At 44.4% G+C, this 15,029-nt stretch carries 13 protein-coding genes and 1 tRNA gene; 10 read left to right on the forward strand and 4 right to left on the reverse strand.

What is annotated here, in order from left to right:
* Nucleotides 1–182 precede the first annotated feature (182 nt).
* Nucleotides 183–794, forward strand: a complete 612-nt coding sequence (gene plsY / locus UQW94_RS20620; RefSeq protein ID WP_005379857.1) for a glycerol-3-phosphate 1-O-acyltransferase PlsY — start codon at nucleotides 183–185, stop codon at nucleotides 792–794.
* A gap of 34 nt (nucleotides 795–828) precedes the next feature.
* On the opposite strand, the gene UQW94_RS20625 is transcribed toward plsY, so the two are convergent.
* A complete protein-coding gene (locus tag UQW94_RS20625) occupies nucleotides 829–1,644 on the reverse strand; it encodes an alpha/beta fold hydrolase (RefSeq protein ID WP_322142529.1) in 816 nt (271 codons plus the stop codon).
* A gap of 176 nt (nucleotides 1,645–1,820) precedes the next feature.
* A complete protein-coding gene (tsaD, locus tag UQW94_RS20630; protein WP_005379854.1) occupies nucleotides 1,821–2,837 on the reverse strand; it encodes a tRNA (adenosine(37)-N6)-threonylcarbamoyltransferase complex transferase subunit TsaD in 1,017 nt (338 codons plus the stop codon).
* A gap of 230 nt (nucleotides 2,838–3,067) precedes the next feature.
* On the opposite strand from tsaD, the gene rpsU reads away from it, so the two are divergent.
* From rpsU to UQW94_RS20665, 7 genes are all read left to right on the forward strand, one after another.
* The gene (gene rpsU, locus UQW94_RS20635) at nucleotides 3,068–3,283 is read left to right on the forward strand and encodes a 30S ribosomal protein S21 (RefSeq protein WP_001145625.1); all 216 of its coding nucleotides are present in this window, start codon (nucleotides 3,068–3,070) and stop codon (nucleotides 3,281–3,283) included.
* A gap of 27 nt (nucleotides 3,284–3,310) precedes the next feature.
* Nucleotides 3,311–3,754 (forward strand): GatB/YqeY domain-containing protein, encoded by a 444-nt coding sequence (locus UQW94_RS20640; RefSeq protein ID WP_213906561.1) that lies wholly within the window; start codon nucleotides 3,311–3,313, stop codon nucleotides 3,752–3,754.
* 149 nt (nucleotides 3,755–3,903) lie between these two features.
* Entirely contained in the window at nucleotides 3,904–5,670 is a 1,767-nt protein-coding gene (gene dnaG, locus UQW94_RS20645) for a DNA primase (RefSeq protein ID WP_005379719.1), read from the forward strand.
* A gap of 99 nt (nucleotides 5,671–5,769) precedes the next feature.
* A complete protein-coding gene (gene rpoD, locus UQW94_RS20650) occupies nucleotides 5,770–7,632 on the forward strand; it encodes an RNA polymerase sigma factor RpoD (RefSeq protein ID WP_005395986.1) in 1,863 nt (620 codons plus the stop codon).
* A gap of 155 nt (nucleotides 7,633–7,787) precedes the next feature.
* Nucleotides 7,788–7,863: transfer RNA gene (locus UQW94_RS20655), tRNA-Ile, on the forward strand.
* A 256-nt stretch (nucleotides 7,864–8,119) separates the two neighbouring features.
* On the forward strand, nucleotides 8,120–8,923 hold the full coding sequence (locus tag UQW94_RS20660; protein WP_017633488.1) for a MetQ/NlpA family ABC transporter substrate-binding protein: 804 nt from the start codon (nucleotides 8,120–8,122) through the stop codon (nucleotides 8,921–8,923).
* A gap of 133 nt (nucleotides 8,924–9,056) precedes the next feature.
* Nucleotides 9,057–10,261 (forward strand): IS3 family transposase gene (locus tag UQW94_RS20665; RefSeq protein WP_151514398.1). Its coding sequence is split into 2 segments (ribosomal slippage): nucleotides 9,057–9,408 and nucleotides 9,408–10,261, totalling 1,206 coding nucleotides; the frame shifts between segments, so codons are not numbered across the junction.
* 50 nt (nucleotides 10,262–10,311) lie between these two features.
* Here the strand turns inward: UQW94_RS20665 and UQW94_RS20670 are convergent.
* Nucleotides 10,312–10,587 (reverse strand): hypothetical protein, encoded by a 276-nt coding sequence (locus tag UQW94_RS20670; protein WP_005383040.1) that lies wholly within the window; start codon nucleotides 10,585–10,587, stop codon nucleotides 10,312–10,314.
* A gap of 229 nt (nucleotides 10,588–10,816) precedes the next feature.
* Between UQW94_RS20670 and UQW94_RS20675 the strand changes: the two genes are divergently transcribed.
* The gene (locus UQW94_RS20675) at nucleotides 10,817–11,866 is read left to right on the forward strand and encodes a DUF4382 domain-containing protein (RefSeq protein ID WP_322142530.1); all 1,050 of its coding nucleotides are present in this window, start codon (nucleotides 10,817–10,819) and stop codon (nucleotides 11,864–11,866) included.
* A 43-nt stretch (nucleotides 11,867–11,909) separates the two neighbouring features.
* Here the strand turns inward: UQW94_RS20675 and UQW94_RS20680 are convergent, their stop codons facing one another.
* Nucleotides 11,910–12,629 carry an SIMPL domain-containing protein gene (locus UQW94_RS20680; protein WP_005379714.1) on the reverse strand — a complete coding sequence of 240 codons (720 nt, stop codon included), beginning with the start codon at nucleotides 12,627–12,629 and terminating at the stop codon, nucleotides 11,910–11,912.
* A 233-nt stretch (nucleotides 12,630–12,862) separates the two neighbouring features.
* Between UQW94_RS20680 and UQW94_RS20685 the strand changes: the two genes are divergently transcribed.
* Nucleotides 12,863–14,626: a lysophospholipid acyltransferase family protein gene (locus UQW94_RS20685; RefSeq protein WP_322142531.1), complete on the forward strand. Its 1,764-nt coding sequence runs from the start codon at nucleotides 12,863–12,865 to the stop codon at nucleotides 14,624–14,626.
* Nucleotides 14,627–15,029: the final 403 nt, after the last annotated feature.

Genomic DNA, 15,029 nt, shown 5'->3' on the forward strand with positions numbered 1-15,029 from the left:
AGTAACATTTACTTTGGTCATCACAATGTTACTTAGGTATAAACTGCGAAAGCATCTTTATATACAAGAAATCACATAATGCAAGCTCTATCACAGTGAGGATTTCTGCATTATGTAAATTCGGGGTATGATAGCAACTACGCGGGAACCGAGCATTAAATTCCAATCCATCAAGGACTTTTATGGACGCACTGGCACTGATAATGACAATGGCCGCCTATTTATTAGGTTCGGTTTCCAGTGCGGTTTTGATCTGTCGACTCTTAAAACTGCCAGACCCACGCAGTGTGGGATCTAACAATCCTGGAGCAACGAACGTATTGCGTATTGGCGGACGAGGAGCCGCTGTTTCAGTCTTGTTGTGCGATATGCTCAAAGGCACTATCCCCGTGTGGGGCGGATACTTTCTTGGTATCGACCCTATCATTCTTGGCGTCATCGCCATTGCTGCCTGTCTTGGCCACATGTACCCCATCTTTTTCCACTTTAAAGGCGGAAAAGGTGTCGCAACCGCGCTTGGCGCTATCGCTCCGATTGGTTTGGACTTAACAGGATTGGTAATGTTAACTTGGCTGTCAGTAGCCGCGCTATTCCGCTATTCATCCTTAGCGGCTCTCGTCACGGTTTTGGTCACTCCGTTTTATACTTGGATGTTTAAACCGCAATACACGTTACCTGTTGCTATGCTGTGCTGCTTAATCGTATTTAAGCATCATCAAAATATTCGTCGGCTTTTGTCTGGCGACGAGCCAAAAATCGGCGAGAAAAAACTGACACAAAAAAACTCGGCTTAATGCCGAGTTTTTCGTTTAAAGAAGGATGTATTGGTTACGCATGAACTCGATTCAGGAAGCTCAACAACATCTGGTTGACGAACTCAGGTTGCTCTAAACAACTGATGTGTCCCGCTTGAGGAATCTCCACCAACTCACTGCCTGTGATACAGTCTTTCATTAAATAAGATTCAAAAACTGGACGGGGTTTATCTTCACAGCCCACTGCAATTAACGTCGGCAGAGCAAATTTTTCCGAATCCTCAATCACATCCCGGCGACCAAACACCATGCGCCCTATGCGAGCTACTTCCACCGCACGCTCACCATTCAGGTCTTCTAAACTGCGTTTGAATGAAGCGACAAGTTTAGGGTTATCCTGATTGACGTTGTTGGCAAAGAACAGCGGCACAACGGCTTCAATAATTGGCGCAGGCACTGCTTGGACTTGGCTGATGGTATCAAGCATTGCAAAATACTTCTTATACGTAACTTCTGGCTCCCAGCCAATGAAGGTATCCATCAATACCAGTGACTTAACACGTTGCAGCGCTTGAGCCGTTAGCTCCGCTCCCCACATGCCGCCAACAGATAAGCCCACTATCGAGAACTCTTCGATATCTAAATGATCCATCAATGCCAACATATGTTGTGCATAGTCGGCCAATGACTGTGTCGATGCAGGTGCAGCGTCCGATTCACCATGTGCCCAAAGATCTGGCACAATACAACGGAATGACTGGCTTAAAACCTCTACTTGCGGCGCCCACATTTGGCTATCCCAAAGGTAACTATGACCAAATAGAAGCACAGGGCCCTCACCTTTATCTAGATAAGCAAGTTGCTGACCTTCAATTTCAAACTTATTCATTGTTATATCCATTTCTTATTCTTCCACGTCATCCTAGCACTGAAACAATAGCGAACTGCTCGCATCAGTCAGAATGTAAAACGAGGCGGTTCATTGAATAATTAAAAATAAAGGCCTCTGAGGAGCAGAGACCTTTATTACACAGAACCGGTTTCAAACCTACCGCATAAATTTGACTAAGCGACAGGTGTTAGTTGATCAATTGGCCAACGTGGACGAGCCTCTACTGACATATCAGCCACTTCGCCATTCTTCAAGCGCTGCATGCCTGCGTAAGCGATCATCGCACCGTTATCTGTACAGAACTCAGTACGTGGGTAGTAAACTTCGCCGCCAACTTTCTTCGCTAACTTCTCTAACTCAGCTCGTAAACGACGGTTAGCACTCACACCACCAGCAATAACAATGCGTTTCATGCCTGTTTGCTCAAGCGCGCGCTTACATTTAATAGCCAACGTAGCACACACAGCCTCTTCAAATGCCAATGCGATGTCCGCGCGGGTTTGCTCGTCATCACCGTTTGCAGCAATCGTGTTAGCCGTAAAGGTTTTTAGACCAGAGAAACTCATGTCCAAACCTGGCACATTCGTCATTGGGCGTGGGAACTTAAAGCGGCCCGGTGTACCTTTTTCCGCCAGTTTAGATAATAGTGGACCTCCTGGGTAATCCAAACCCATTAGCTTCGCTGTTTTATCAAACGCTTCGCCCGCCGCATCATCAATCGACTCACCTAGAATTTTGTACTCACCGATGCCTCTCACTTCCACCATCATAGAGTGGCCGCCCGATACTAATACCGCCACAAACGGGAACGGTGGAGGGTTATCTTCCAACATTGGGGCCAATAGGTGACCTTCCATATGATGAACAGGTACCGCTGGCACTCCCCAAGCATAAGCAATACTGCGACCGATAGTCGCACCCACTAATAGCGCCCCAACAAGACCAGGCCCCGCGGTATACGCGACACCATCGATGTCTTTTGAAGTTAAGTTCGCTTCTTTTAGTGCCTCTTTAATAAGAGGAATGGTTTTCTTTACGTGGTCACGTGAAGCCAACTCAGGCACCACACCGCCGTAATCTGCGTGCAGTTTTACTTGGCTATATAGCTTGTGTGACAAGAGACCGTTTTCATCGTCATAAATTGCGATGCCAGTCTCGTCACAAGAGGTTTCAATACCAATAATGCGCATGGTTTTCTCAGTATGCTTTCTGTATAGAGGAAATTTGGGCGTCATATTACCTCGCCTTGGTGCTGCAAACAAATTTTGTACAGACAATAATCGACAAAAGGCTTTACAAAGTAGTTGTGATCGGATTAAAATTCCGCACCATTTTTGATCAAGCTGGTAAGAGACCTAACAATTGTGATTTGGTCTGTTGAATACCAGCGTTAACGAATAACCCCTGAGGTGAAAGGCATATGCCAGTAGTTAAAGTACGTGAAAACGAACCGTTCGACGTTGCTCTACGTCGTTTTAAGCGCTCTTGCGAAAAAGCAGGTATCCTTTCTGAAGTGCGTCGTCGTGAGCACTACGAAAAACCAACTACAGTTCGCAAACGCGCTAAAGCAGCAGCTCAAAAGCGTCACGCTAAGAAGCTAGCTCGCGAAAACGCTCGTCGCGTTCGCCTGTACTAATAACTGAGCTCCAAAAGGAATTTAGTTATGGCTCTGATTGATCAACTCAAAGAAGAGCAAAAATTAGCGATGAAAGCCAAGGACAAATTGCGCCTTGGTACTATTCGTTTAGCCCTATCAGCAATCAAGCAACGTGAAGTTGACGAACAGATTACTCTGAACGATGACGACATTCTTGTAGTATTGACCAAGATGGTTAAACAACGTCGCGACTCTGTAGCGCAGTTTGAAGCAGCGGGTCGTCAAGATCTTGCTGATGCGGAACAAGCAGAAATTACCGTTCTTGAGGACTTTATGCCTCAACCACTGACAGACGAAGAAGTAGCGGCTCTCATCGAGAACGCGATTGCTGAATCTGGCGCAGCTGGCATGCAAGACATGGGCAAAGTAATGGGCGTTCTGAAACCGCAAATTCAAGGGCGTGCAGATATGGGTAAAGTAAGCGGTTTAGTTCGCGCTAAATTGGCTTAAGGTACCCCACCCAATTGCAGCAAGCCGTGCTATCCTTTGGAGCGCACGGCTTGTTTGTATCTGGATGGATGGAATGAAATCAATGGGCAATACGCTCATTCTTTTAAGGCATTCACTCCACTCATCATCTTCTTTTTTTGTTAGGTTTTATGGCTGGACACATCCCTCGCAGTTTTATCGATGACCTTCTAGCTCGACTTGATATTGTCGATATCATCGACGCACGTGTGAAACTTAAGAAAAAAGGCAAAAACTACGGCGCATGCTGCCCTTTCCACAACGAAAAGACACCCTCATTCAGTGTCAGTCAAGAAAAGCAGTTCTACCATTGTTTTGGTTGTGGCGCGCATGGAAATGCCATCGATTTTTTGATGGAATTCGACCGACTAGAATTCGTCGAAGCCATTGAAGAACTCGCTTCATACTTGGGTTTAGATGTTCCTCGCGAACAACGTAGCGGCGGTAATGGTTCGTTTCAGTCAGGCCCACAAGCAAGCAGCAGTGAAAAACGTAACCTATACGACTTAATGGGCAGCATTGCTCAATTTTATCGTAACCAACTCAAACAGCCAGCAAGTAAGGTGGCGATTGAGTATCTAAAAGATCGTGGCCTGTCTGGTGAAATCGTCCAGAAGTTTGGCATCGGCTATGTGGCTGATGAATGGGATTTAGTTCGTAAGAACTTTGGCCAGAATAAAGAAAACCAAGACATGCTCGTCACAGGCGGCATGTTGATTGAAAACGATAAAGGCAACCGCTACGACCGATTCCGTGGTCGAGTGATGTTTCCTATTCGAGATAGACGCGGCCGAGTAATAGGCTTTGGTGGTCGAGTATTAGGTGATGGGACACCAAAATATCTCAACTCACCCGAAACCCCGATATTTCATAAAGGTAAAGAGTTGTATGGCCTTTATGAAGTACTACAAGCGTATCGTGAGCCACCACAAATTTTAGTGGTTGAAGGCTATATGGATGTTGTCGCGCTTGCTCAATATGGCGTAGATTATTCCGTTGCCTCATTAGGAACCTCGACAACGGGCGATCACTTGCAGGTGTTATTCAGGCAAACAAGCACCGTCGTGTGTTGTTATGACGGTGACCGCGCAGGCCGTGAAGCCGCGTGGCGTGCCATGGAAAATGCATTGCCTTACCTAACGGATGGTCGCCAGTTAAAATTCATGTTTTTGCCGGATGGAGAAGATCCCGACTCTTATATCCGACAAAACGGAAAACAAGCATTTGAGCAGCAAGTGTCTAATGCGATGCCCTTGTCTGAATTCATGTTCAGCTCATTGACTCAGCAGGTCGATATGAGCACGAAAGAAGGCATGGCAAAACTGAGTACTCTTGCGGTTCCTCTCATTGATAAAGTCCCTGGCGGCACTTTAAGACTATACTTGAGAGAATTGCTTGGCCGCCGTTTGGGTTTGGTTGATGAACGCCAACTACAGCAGCTAATTTCAAAACAAGGTAAAGAGGATAAAAGGCCTCAACCTCATAAAGAAATCAAGCGAACGCCGATGCGAGAAGTGATCGCGTTACTGATTCAAAACCCACAATACGTAAGTATGGTGCCAGATCTAACTAGCGTTAGAGATTTGCCCATTCCTGGTCTAAGTTTATTTGTTGATGTACTTGATAAATGCCAAGCGCATCCCCATATCAACACAGGCCAATTATTAGAGCATTGGCGAAACAGCCAAAATGAGACCCTTCTGTCTCGTCTCGCGAGTTGGGACATTCCACTCGATGAGGACAACCAAGAAGAAATCTTTTTAGACTCACTGGATAAAATTATTGCCCAGTGCGTAGAAAAACAAATTGAAAACCTGCAGGCCAAAGCAAGAAGTGTCGGTTTATCAGCCGAAGAGAAAAGGGAGCTGCTAGCACTTATGCTAGATTTAAAAGCGTAACCCTGTTTAATTAGTCAGCAACGATTTAATTTGTTATAGTAAGTGGTTTGCATTTCGCATACTGATTCCTTCACCAGATTACGAAGTTGGATACCGTCTATGGATCACAATCCGCAGTCACAGCTAAAGTCACTTGTTATTAAAGGCAAGGAACAAGGCTATCTGACCTACGCCGAAGTAAATGACCACCTACCTGCTGAAATCGTAGATTCAGAACAGGTAGAAGACATCATTCAGATGATCAACGACATGGGCATTAAGGTAGTAGAAACTGCTCCTGATGCTGATGATTTAGCACTGAACGATGACACAAATATTACCGATGAAGATGCAGCCGAAGCTGCAGCCGCTGCACTTTCTAGCGTAGAGAGTGAGATTGGTCGTACAACAGACCCAGTACGTATGTACATGCGTGAGATGGGTACTGTCGAACTTCTAACTCGCGAAGGCGAAATCGACATCGCAAAACGTATTGAAGAAGGTATTAACCAAGTTCAATCGTCTGTTGCTGAATACCCAGGCACAATTCCGTACATTCTTGAGCAATTTGACAAAGTTCAAGCTGAAGAACTACGTCTTACAGACCTAATTTCAGGTTTTGTAGATCCAGATGCTGACGACACCGCTGCACCAACGGCAACACACATCGGTTCTGAACTGACTGAATCTCAGTTAGAAGAAGAAGACGATGAAGACGTTGATGACGACGAAGATAGCGATGACGATTCAGATGATTCTGAAGAAGATGTAGGTATCGATCCAGAATTAGCGCTAGAGAAATTCAACCAACTACGCAGCACCTATCAAAATCTTCAATTAGCAATCAACGAGTACGGCTATAACAGCCCGAAAGCAACCGTTGCTAATGAAATGATGCTAGACGTATTCCGCGAGTTTCGTCTAACGCCTAAACAGTTTGATCACCTAGTGAATGAACTGCGTACTGCTATGGATCGCGTTCGTACTCAAGAGCGTCTGATCATGAAGTCAGTGGTTGAATACGGCAAAATGCCGAAGAAATCATTCATCGCGCTGTTCACTGGTAATGAATCAAGTGAAGCTTGGCTGGATGAAGTTCTTGCTTCAGACAAGCCATACGCTGAAAAGATCAAACGTAACGAAGAAGAAATCCGTCGTTCAATCGCTAAGCTAAAAATGATTGAAGAAGAGACTTCTCTAAACGTACAGAACATTAAAGACATCAGCCGTCGTATGTCTATCGGTGAAGCAAAAGCTCGCCGTGCGAAGAAAGAGATGGTTGAAGCGAACTTGCGTCTTGTAATTTCTATCGCGAAGAAATACACCAACCGTGGCCTACAGTTCTTGGATCTGATCCAGGAAGGTAACATCGGTCTGATGAAAGCGGTAGATAAGTTCGAATATCGTCGTGGTTACAAGTTCTCGACTTACGCAACGTGGTGGATCCGTCAGGCAATCACTCGTTCAATCGCGGACCAAGCACGTACGATCCGTATCCCGGTACACATGATCGAAACGATCAACAAGCTAAACCGTATTTCTCGTCAAATGTTGCAAGAGATGGGTCGCGAGCCACTACCGGAAGAACTGGCAGAGCGCATGCAAATGCCAGAAGACAAGATTCGTAAAGTTCTAAAAATCGCTAAAGAGCCTATCTCAATGGAGACACCAATCGGTGACGACGAAGATTCGCATCTAGGTGATTTTATCGAAGATACAACGCTAGAACTTCCGCTAGATTCTGCAACTGCAACTAGCCTTAAGGTGGCAACAAAAGACGTGCTTGCAGGTCTAACGCCACGTGAAGCGAAAGTACTTCGTATGCGCTTTGGTATCGACATGAACACTGACCATACTCTAGAAGAAGTTGGTAAGCAGTTCGACGTTACTCGTGAGCGTATCCGTCAGATCGAAGCAAAAGCACTACGTAAACTTCGTCACCCAAGCCGCTCAGAGACTCTGCGCAGCTTCCTAGACGAATAATCGCAGCGCATACAAGCTTTTAGAAATCAAAAAAGGTGACTTTAGGTCACCTTTTTTATTATCTACTGTTCTAAGTGGATAAAAACTAAGCGCAATTGCCCTAGTTGGTATCTAGACACCTTGCAACGCTTCCCCTATAATCGTTGTCCTATTAAGGCCCCTTAGCTCAGTGGTTAGAGCAGTCGACTCATAATCGATTGGTCCGCAGTTCAAGTCTGCGAGGGGCCACCATATTCCGAAAGGCGTAGCAGGTTAATACCTACTACGCTTTTTTTGTATCTTATATCTTTGGGTACAGTTGCGGTAACTCGTCACTAACCTCGTAATAGCTTTTCCTCTTCCCCTCTTCTTTAACTATTATCTGGCTCTCTATACGAGCAATAGAAACAAAATGTCTGCTCGTGATTTAAACCATTGACCCTCAGACAACTTCTGATAGGATGGACATACAAACGTATGGACGTCTAAAACAAAAAATGGAGCTACAATGAAAAGTATTGGTCACTTAAAGAAACTAGCTTTGATTCTCACGGCAGTAGTCGGCTTAAGCGCTTGTGGAGAAAAAGATGACTCTGTCATTAAAGTGGGCGCGACAGTTGGACCACATGCACAAGTAGTCGAGGCGGTAGCGAAGGAGGCAGCAAAGCAAGGTTTGAATGTCGAAGTCATTGAGTTTTCTGACTACGTGACACCTAATGCCGCTCTTAGCGATGGTAGCATCGATATTAATAGCTATCAGCACCAGCCATTTTTAGACAACTTCAACAGTAGCCATAACGCCCAATTAGTATCAATTGGTCAGTCCATTCTTATGCGTATGGGGCTTTATTCCAATAAGTATCGCTCACTGCAAGAGCTTCCAAACAATGCACGTATAGCGCTTCCAAATGACCCTACCAACGGTGGTCGTGGTCTGTTGCTACTCGCCGATGCAGGTTTAATTGAGCTGAAACAGGGTGTTGGCCATAAAGCCGCCCTAACTGATATCACAAAAAACGCAAAATCATTTGAATTTGTCGAGGTAGATGCCGCTCAGCTACCAAGAACATTAGATGATGTGGACGCGGCTGCGATTACAATGAACTACGTAATGTCTTCTGGTTTAGATCCGAAGAAACAAAGTATCTATCTTGAAGCAAAAGACGCCCCATTAGCAGTCATGGTCATCGCCACTCGTGACGCAGACAAAAATAATGAAGCGTATAAAAAGTTCGTTTCTATTTATCAATCTCAAGCGATTCGTGATTATCTCGATCGCACTTTCAAAGGCACAATCGAAGCAGCTTTTTAATCAATAAAGCAGCGAATACTTTGCCCACGAATCAGATAGAAAAGAGGCTAATGTTTTCTCATAGCCTCTTCTTTTCATTATGTGCCGTCCTAAATAAGGTTGACACTTTCCACCCCCAAAATTGGAGAGTGTTATGAAATCAACAACTAAAAGAACTCAGCGCGATTACTCCCTCGCTTTTAAACTCACTGTAGTTGATGAGGTTGAAAAAGGAAGCCTCACTTACAAACAAGCCCAAGAGAAGTATGGCATCCAAGGTTGCTCTACGGTTTTGGTTTGGCTTCGTAAGCATGGTCGACTAGATTGGTCTAAAGGGACACCTAACTTTATGTCCAAAGGAGACTCTATGGCCGAGTTCAATTCACCTCCTACACCAGAGCAACGTATTAAAGAGCTTGAGAAGCAGCTCGAAGATGCTCAACTCAAAGCCGACTTCTTTGAAGCTGTCGTGAACGTTATGGAACGTGACTATGGTGTTAGAGTGACAAAAAAGCACAAAGAAGCGTTGTCCAAGAGAAAACCATAGTAGGTTTGAGCGTTACGAAGTTTTGTCAGTTAGTACAAATCTCTCGCCAAGCTTATTATAAGCAATGTCAAACTCAATCTCGTTGTGAACATCATGAGCATGCTGTCATTGGCTTTGTCCGTGAAGTCAGGCTGAAGCAGCCACGCATTGGCACGCGTAAACTGAAGTTCTTAGCAGCAACAAAGGGCATTCAAATAGGTCGCGATAAGCTCTTTGAACTTCTCAGAAAGCATCGGCTGTTAGTGAGAGCAAGACGAGCCTATCACCGAACGACTGACAGCCGTCATCGATTTTTCTGTCACCCAAACAAAGTGAAAGATGGGCTGACACCAACGAAGCCAGAACAACTGTGGGTTGCTGATATTACTTACTTGCCAACTCAAAATGGAGAGAGTTATCTCAGCTTGGTTACAGACGCTTATTCAAGGAAGATTGTTGGTTTTTATGTGGATGACAACATGAAAACTCAATCAGTTAAGCGGGCATTTATCTCAGCTCTCAGGCAACGGCAGAGTGAAGAAAAGCTAATACACCACTCAGATAGAGGCTCACAATACTGTTCGAAGGAATATCAAGATATCCATAAGAAACATAGAGTGACTTGCTCAATGACTGACGGGTATGACTGTTATCAGAATGCTTTAGCTGAGCGTGTAAATGGGATACTCAAAATGGAGCTCTTGCTGAAGAAACCGAAAGATCTGAAAGAAGCAAGGACGATGGTAGCAGAGTCCGTAGATATCTATAATCAAATGAGGCCTCATACGGCTTTAAAATACAAAACGCCCGATGAAGTACATCGAGCGTTTTAGTTAAAAAGTGTCAACCCATATCAGGACGGGTCATTACTCACTAAATCGACTCATTGTCGACTTTCAGCCTCTAACTTCATTGCCAAATAAGCTTGGTCAGCAGAAACCAACTCAGGACGGTTAATCAACTTCCAGAGGAAGTATGGTGGGATTAAAAATACGATGAAGTAGAGAGATTCATGGAAGAAAACATCGGCTATCGTTTGCTGATGCTCCCAAAGTGCCGTCAGTGCGAAGAGCTCTAACATCACGCCTAATACGCCAAAGACGACAGAGACAACAATCGCTAAACCCAGTAGTTCTCTAATAAAGTGCTTGTATGCCATGATACTAATTCCTTCTAGCAATAAGTCATACTAACTTACGCTCATAAGAAAGAAGCCAGCTTGACTATCATCAAACTCCCCTCATCACAGTTAAGAACTTAGTTTTATAAAAAAGGACTTGTATATAGCACCATTGAAGATTGACCTCTCTATCACAATACAATGACATCATTTCTCGACTTTGAGACTAGCCTTTTACATTTATCAGCAGTGTAAACAAGAGGTCATAATGAAAAAATATACCTATCCTTTACTTGCTATCTCAGGTGGTCTTTTATTGACGGGCTGCGGTAGCGACGACTCTTCATCCGATACAGAAGCAGCCACTTTTTCTCTCAGCATTTCCGATGCTCCTGTCGACGATGCCAACAAAGTCGTTTTAGCGTTTCAAGATGTTGTCCTTGTACCATTTGACCCTGAAACTGGCGAGCAAACTGGAGAACACATTCTGTTAGATGCTAGTGACAATGGAGCACTACACCAAGTTGATCTAATGGAATATCAGGGAAGCAACGCTAAAACGATCATTCACGAACAGGACATTGCTCCTGGTGATTATGCTATGTGTGTGTACGCTAAAGACGGCAAACAATTAAACGATACAACACTGTCATACGTAGAGAAGACAGACGGCAATATCAAAGGCTTAGTTGTACCTAGCCGAGGCAGCTGTTTTGGTTTTAAACCAGATACGAGCGATCAAGGTCGCTTAAAGTTTTCGCAAAAAGGTCAGTATGTAAAAGTTCATACTGGTCATAATAGCTATGTTGTCGAGTTTGACTTACGCAAAGGTCTGGCGGATCCAACAGGCAAAGATTACATGAACATGAACTCTAATGCGGTAAGCTTAGTAAACGCATCAGAATCAGGTCATATTAGTGGTGAAGTCAGTGAAATTCAGTATCAAGCGTGTGAAGCAGACAGTGCAGCATCAAATGCAATAAATGACGTTCCTGCCGTTCACTCTGTTTACCTATATGCAGGTTCAATGGATCGCTCAACCATGGGCGATATGGGTGCGACAGATCCACTCAACGCGCCAGTTGCGGTAGCTAACGTGAATGAATCGCAAGACGAAGAAGGTAATACAACCTACAGCTACGAGTTTGGTTACATCGGCCCGGGTACTTACAGCATTGGCTACACATGTACTGCGTATATTGATACGCCAGACGCTCATGAAACTTCAGAAGACGGTTTCTTGATTTACCAGCATTACACGCCAGTTGATGTTGTCGAGGCAGAGCTGACAACTCAGGACATTAATCCAATTCTTTAAGTCACCACATTAAAAAAGCCGCTCGTACTGAGCGGCTTTTTACTTAGTCAGAAAGGTAATATTGCACCGTCGATACCACTCGTACTTTCTTAATGTAAGGCGTGTTGCTGTCTCGGTCATAAATCGAGAACTGCCCTTGAGTTGCACGTTTGATCTTACCCAGTGAACTTTGTGAGTCTTTCGCAAATTTCTCAGCCACTTCACGCGCATTCTTAGTCGCTTCTTCGATCATGTCTGGCTTCACATCATTCAGCTTAGTAAAGCTGTACTCAACACGATTTGCATAAGGATCTTGGTTAAGCAAAACGCCTTGTTTTCCTAGCTCACCTATTTCATTGATTGCCGCTCGAACAACATCAACACTCTGGCTGTAAACCGTAACGGTTCGCGAGGCCAAATAACGATACTCAATGTCTTGCTCGCTCCCATATTGCTGTGCTTTTCTGTCAATGACCGCTGGGGAAGAAAGGGAAACGCTGGTTTCAGGAAGCCCTTTGGCACTTAGAAAGTCCAAAATCAAACGGGTTTGCTGGTCAATTTCATCAAACATGGCCCCCATATCATTACTCGCTAGAGTAAATTGAATCGGCCAAATCACCGTATCAGCAGGATACTCACGCTCCGACAAACCTTTTACTGTCACGACTCTTTCATAGGCTCGGTATTTCACCGCCGTCTGCTGCATAAAATAGCCAAGGATGCCAAGACCAAGTATCAAACTTAGCCCAATCCAAAGTGCTGCTTTATTGGAAACTCGTTCCATTATTTCCCCCTGATAAATATCAACTTAGCTTAATCTTTGTTCTAGATAAGATAGCCTATCTATTATTTTAAGAGGGAGACATAACGCGAGTTTTGATTCATAGCACAGTGATATACCGTTTTCTTTAGTCAATAAAGCTTCATTGGTTTGTCACCAAAGGCTCATGCTTTTGCCTCTTAACTGTCATCTGTAATTTCTACTATCCAATCAGCAACTTGTACGCTGAGGTAAATATGGATAGTTCAACCCCTTTTCGTCTCCCTCGTAAAACGCCGTTTGGCATTGGTGAAAACGTTGCTGAATGGGCAACCGGTTTAAACCAACTTGATAAGTTCTACGCCCAACGCCCCGTTAATGCCGATACCAAAACTTTTCTCCGCTTCACGCTGGATATCTTAGGTATCGATTATCGCATTACTCATGGTTCACTCGACTCAGTACCTAAACAAGGTGCTACCGTCATTGTGGCGAACCACCCGCTTGGTTGTGTGGAAGGCGTCATCTTGGCCGAACTCTTGTTGATGGTACGAGACGATATCCAAATTCTAGCCAATCAATACCTGAAAACCGTACCAGAGTTAGATCAGCTCTTCATTGGTGTCGATGTGTTTGAAGGCAGAGACGCCGTCAAATCGAATATGAAGGCCCTCAGAGCGGCTAATAAACACCTCGCAAGTGGCGGCTTATTGCTTGTCTTTCCTGCCGGTGAGGTTTCCCAGTTAGTCGATGCCAAACAGCAACGCTTGGAAGACAAAGCGTGGAGTCGAAGCGTAAGTAGCCTGATCCGCAAAAACAAAGCAACGACAGTTCCAGTATTCATCAGTGGTCAGAACTCGAAACGCTTCTATATGGCAGGGAAAATCCATCCACTTTTGCGTACCCTAATGCTCGGGCGGGAGCTACTGAACAAACATGCACAAACCATCAACTTGTCTTTTGGCCAAGCGATTAAATTCAAAGAGATCAACACACTTAACGATGATCAAGTGGTGAACTATTTGCGGCTCAACACTTACTTGCTCAATCGTGAAACCCAATCAGTTAAGCCTTCTTCTTCATCAGAACTGCTCTCTCCAATAGCGGCAGGGTTACCCGTAGGCGAATTGCTTGAAGAGCTGAACAACTTACCAAAAGAGTCCAAGCTGCTAACAAGTGGTGAGTTCGATGTTTACTGCACGGAGTCGCAGAGTATCCCTTCCCTACTGCATGAAATTGGTCGCCTACGTGAGCTCAATTTCCGACAAGTTGGCGAAGGGACTGGACTAGCAATAGACATTGACCATTTCGATCATGATTACCTGCATCTGTTTGTGTGGGACAGAGAGAACCAATGCTTGGTGGGCGCGTATCGTTTAGGTCTGGTTGATCAACTGATTGAAAAGCGCGGCGTAGCAGGTCTGTATTCACGAACGTTGTTTAACTATGACCAACGCTTTATCGACCAAATGGGTAAATCCATTGAGATGGGGCGCTCTGTGATTGCACAGCAATATCAAAAGAGCATGAGCGCGCTACTGCTACTGTGGAAAGGCATCGCAACGTTCGTTCATCAAAACCCAGATTACACTCACCTATTTGGTCCGGTAAGCATTAGCAACGATTATAGCGATACTGCACGTCAATTACTGGCTCAATCAATGACACTGCACCACTACGACAACAATTGCGCAGAGTACGTCACACCTTCTAACCCACTTCCTGAGCACCACCGTGACTGGAACACCAGCATGCTCACTGCTCTGGGTGATTTACAGCTATTGTCACGTGTCATTGCCAGAATCGATGAAGGGAAAGGAGTGCCCGTTTTGCTGCGTCAGTACTTAAGCCTCAATGGCAAGCTGGTATGCTTCAACGTCGACCCTGCATTCAATAACGCTCTAGATGGATTGATTATGGTGGATTTGCGCGATGTTCAAGAAAAGACGTTGGCAAGGTATATGGGACGCGAGCAAGCTCATGACTACCTCGTCTATCATACTAATAGCAACGATGATTAAGAACAGTGATTAAGTAGAGAGTTGGGAATCACAAGAAGAACCGTGTGGCGACTCTCTTTATTTACCCTTTCATCAACTAATTAGGCGTGCTCCGTGAAGTGCGCCGAAAAGACTCTTATAGATACAATCTATCGAAAGATCTAGATAGCATTTATCTCACCAATTCCGTCACAAACTTTCACAAAAAACAAAAACAGATCCAAGTCACACTTTAAATCCACCACAACTCAACACAAAACGTGATATTGATCATCACAAGCATTTAATTCGAATTTCAAAAAAAATCAAAAGTGATCAAAGTCACAAAGTATTTTTATTTTAAATTTGTCAGAAGATCGGATTGATCACTAAGATTTTTATTGACAGGTTTGAAAGTTGCTTTTTGTTATTAAGTTACAAGTTA

The sequence above is a fragment of the Vibrio sp. PBL-C16 genome (assembly GCF_034321865.1).
Classification (GTDB): domain Bacteria; phylum Pseudomonadota; class Gammaproteobacteria; order Enterobacterales; family Vibrionaceae; genus Vibrio; species Vibrio alginolyticus.

Coding starts and splice junctions, on each gene's coding strand:
- plsY (WP_005379857.1), top strand. CDS start 183: ATGGACGCACTGGCACTGATAATGACAATGGCCGCCTATTTATTAGGT.
- UQW94_RS20625 (WP_322142529.1), bottom strand. CDS start 1,644: ATGAATAAGTTTGAAATTGAAGGTCAGCAACTTGCTTATCTAGATAAA.
- tsaD (WP_005379854.1), bottom strand. CDS start 2,837: ATGCGCATTATTGGTATTGAAACCTCTTGTGACGAGACTGGCATCGCA.
- rpsU (WP_001145625.1), top strand. CDS start 3,068: ATGCCAGTAGTTAAAGTACGTGAAAACGAACCGTTCGACGTTGCTCTA.
- UQW94_RS20640 (WP_213906561.1), top strand. CDS start 3,311: ATGGCTCTGATTGATCAACTCAAAGAAGAGCAAAAATTAGCGATGAAA.
- dnaG (WP_005379719.1), top strand. CDS start 3,904: ATGGCTGGACACATCCCTCGCAGTTTTATCGATGACCTTCTAGCTCGA.
- rpoD (WP_005395986.1), top strand. CDS start 5,770: ATGGATCACAATCCGCAGTCACAGCTAAAGTCACTTGTTATTAAAGGC.
- UQW94_RS20660 (WP_017633488.1), top strand. CDS start 8,120: ATGAAAAGTATTGGTCACTTAAAGAAACTAGCTTTGATTCTCACGGCA.
- UQW94_RS20670 (WP_005383040.1), bottom strand. CDS start 10,587: ATGGCATACAAGCACTTTATTAGAGAACTACTGGGTTTAGCGATTGTT.
- UQW94_RS20675 (WP_322142530.1), top strand. CDS start 10,817: ATGAAAAAATATACCTATCCTTTACTTGCTATCTCAGGTGGTCTTTTA.
- UQW94_RS20680 (WP_005379714.1), bottom strand. CDS start 12,629: ATGGAACGAGTTTCCAATAAAGCAGCACTTTGGATTGGGCTAAGTTTG.
- UQW94_RS20685 (WP_322142531.1), top strand. CDS start 12,863: ATGGATAGTTCAACCCCTTTTCGTCTCCCTCGTAAAACGCCGTTTGGC.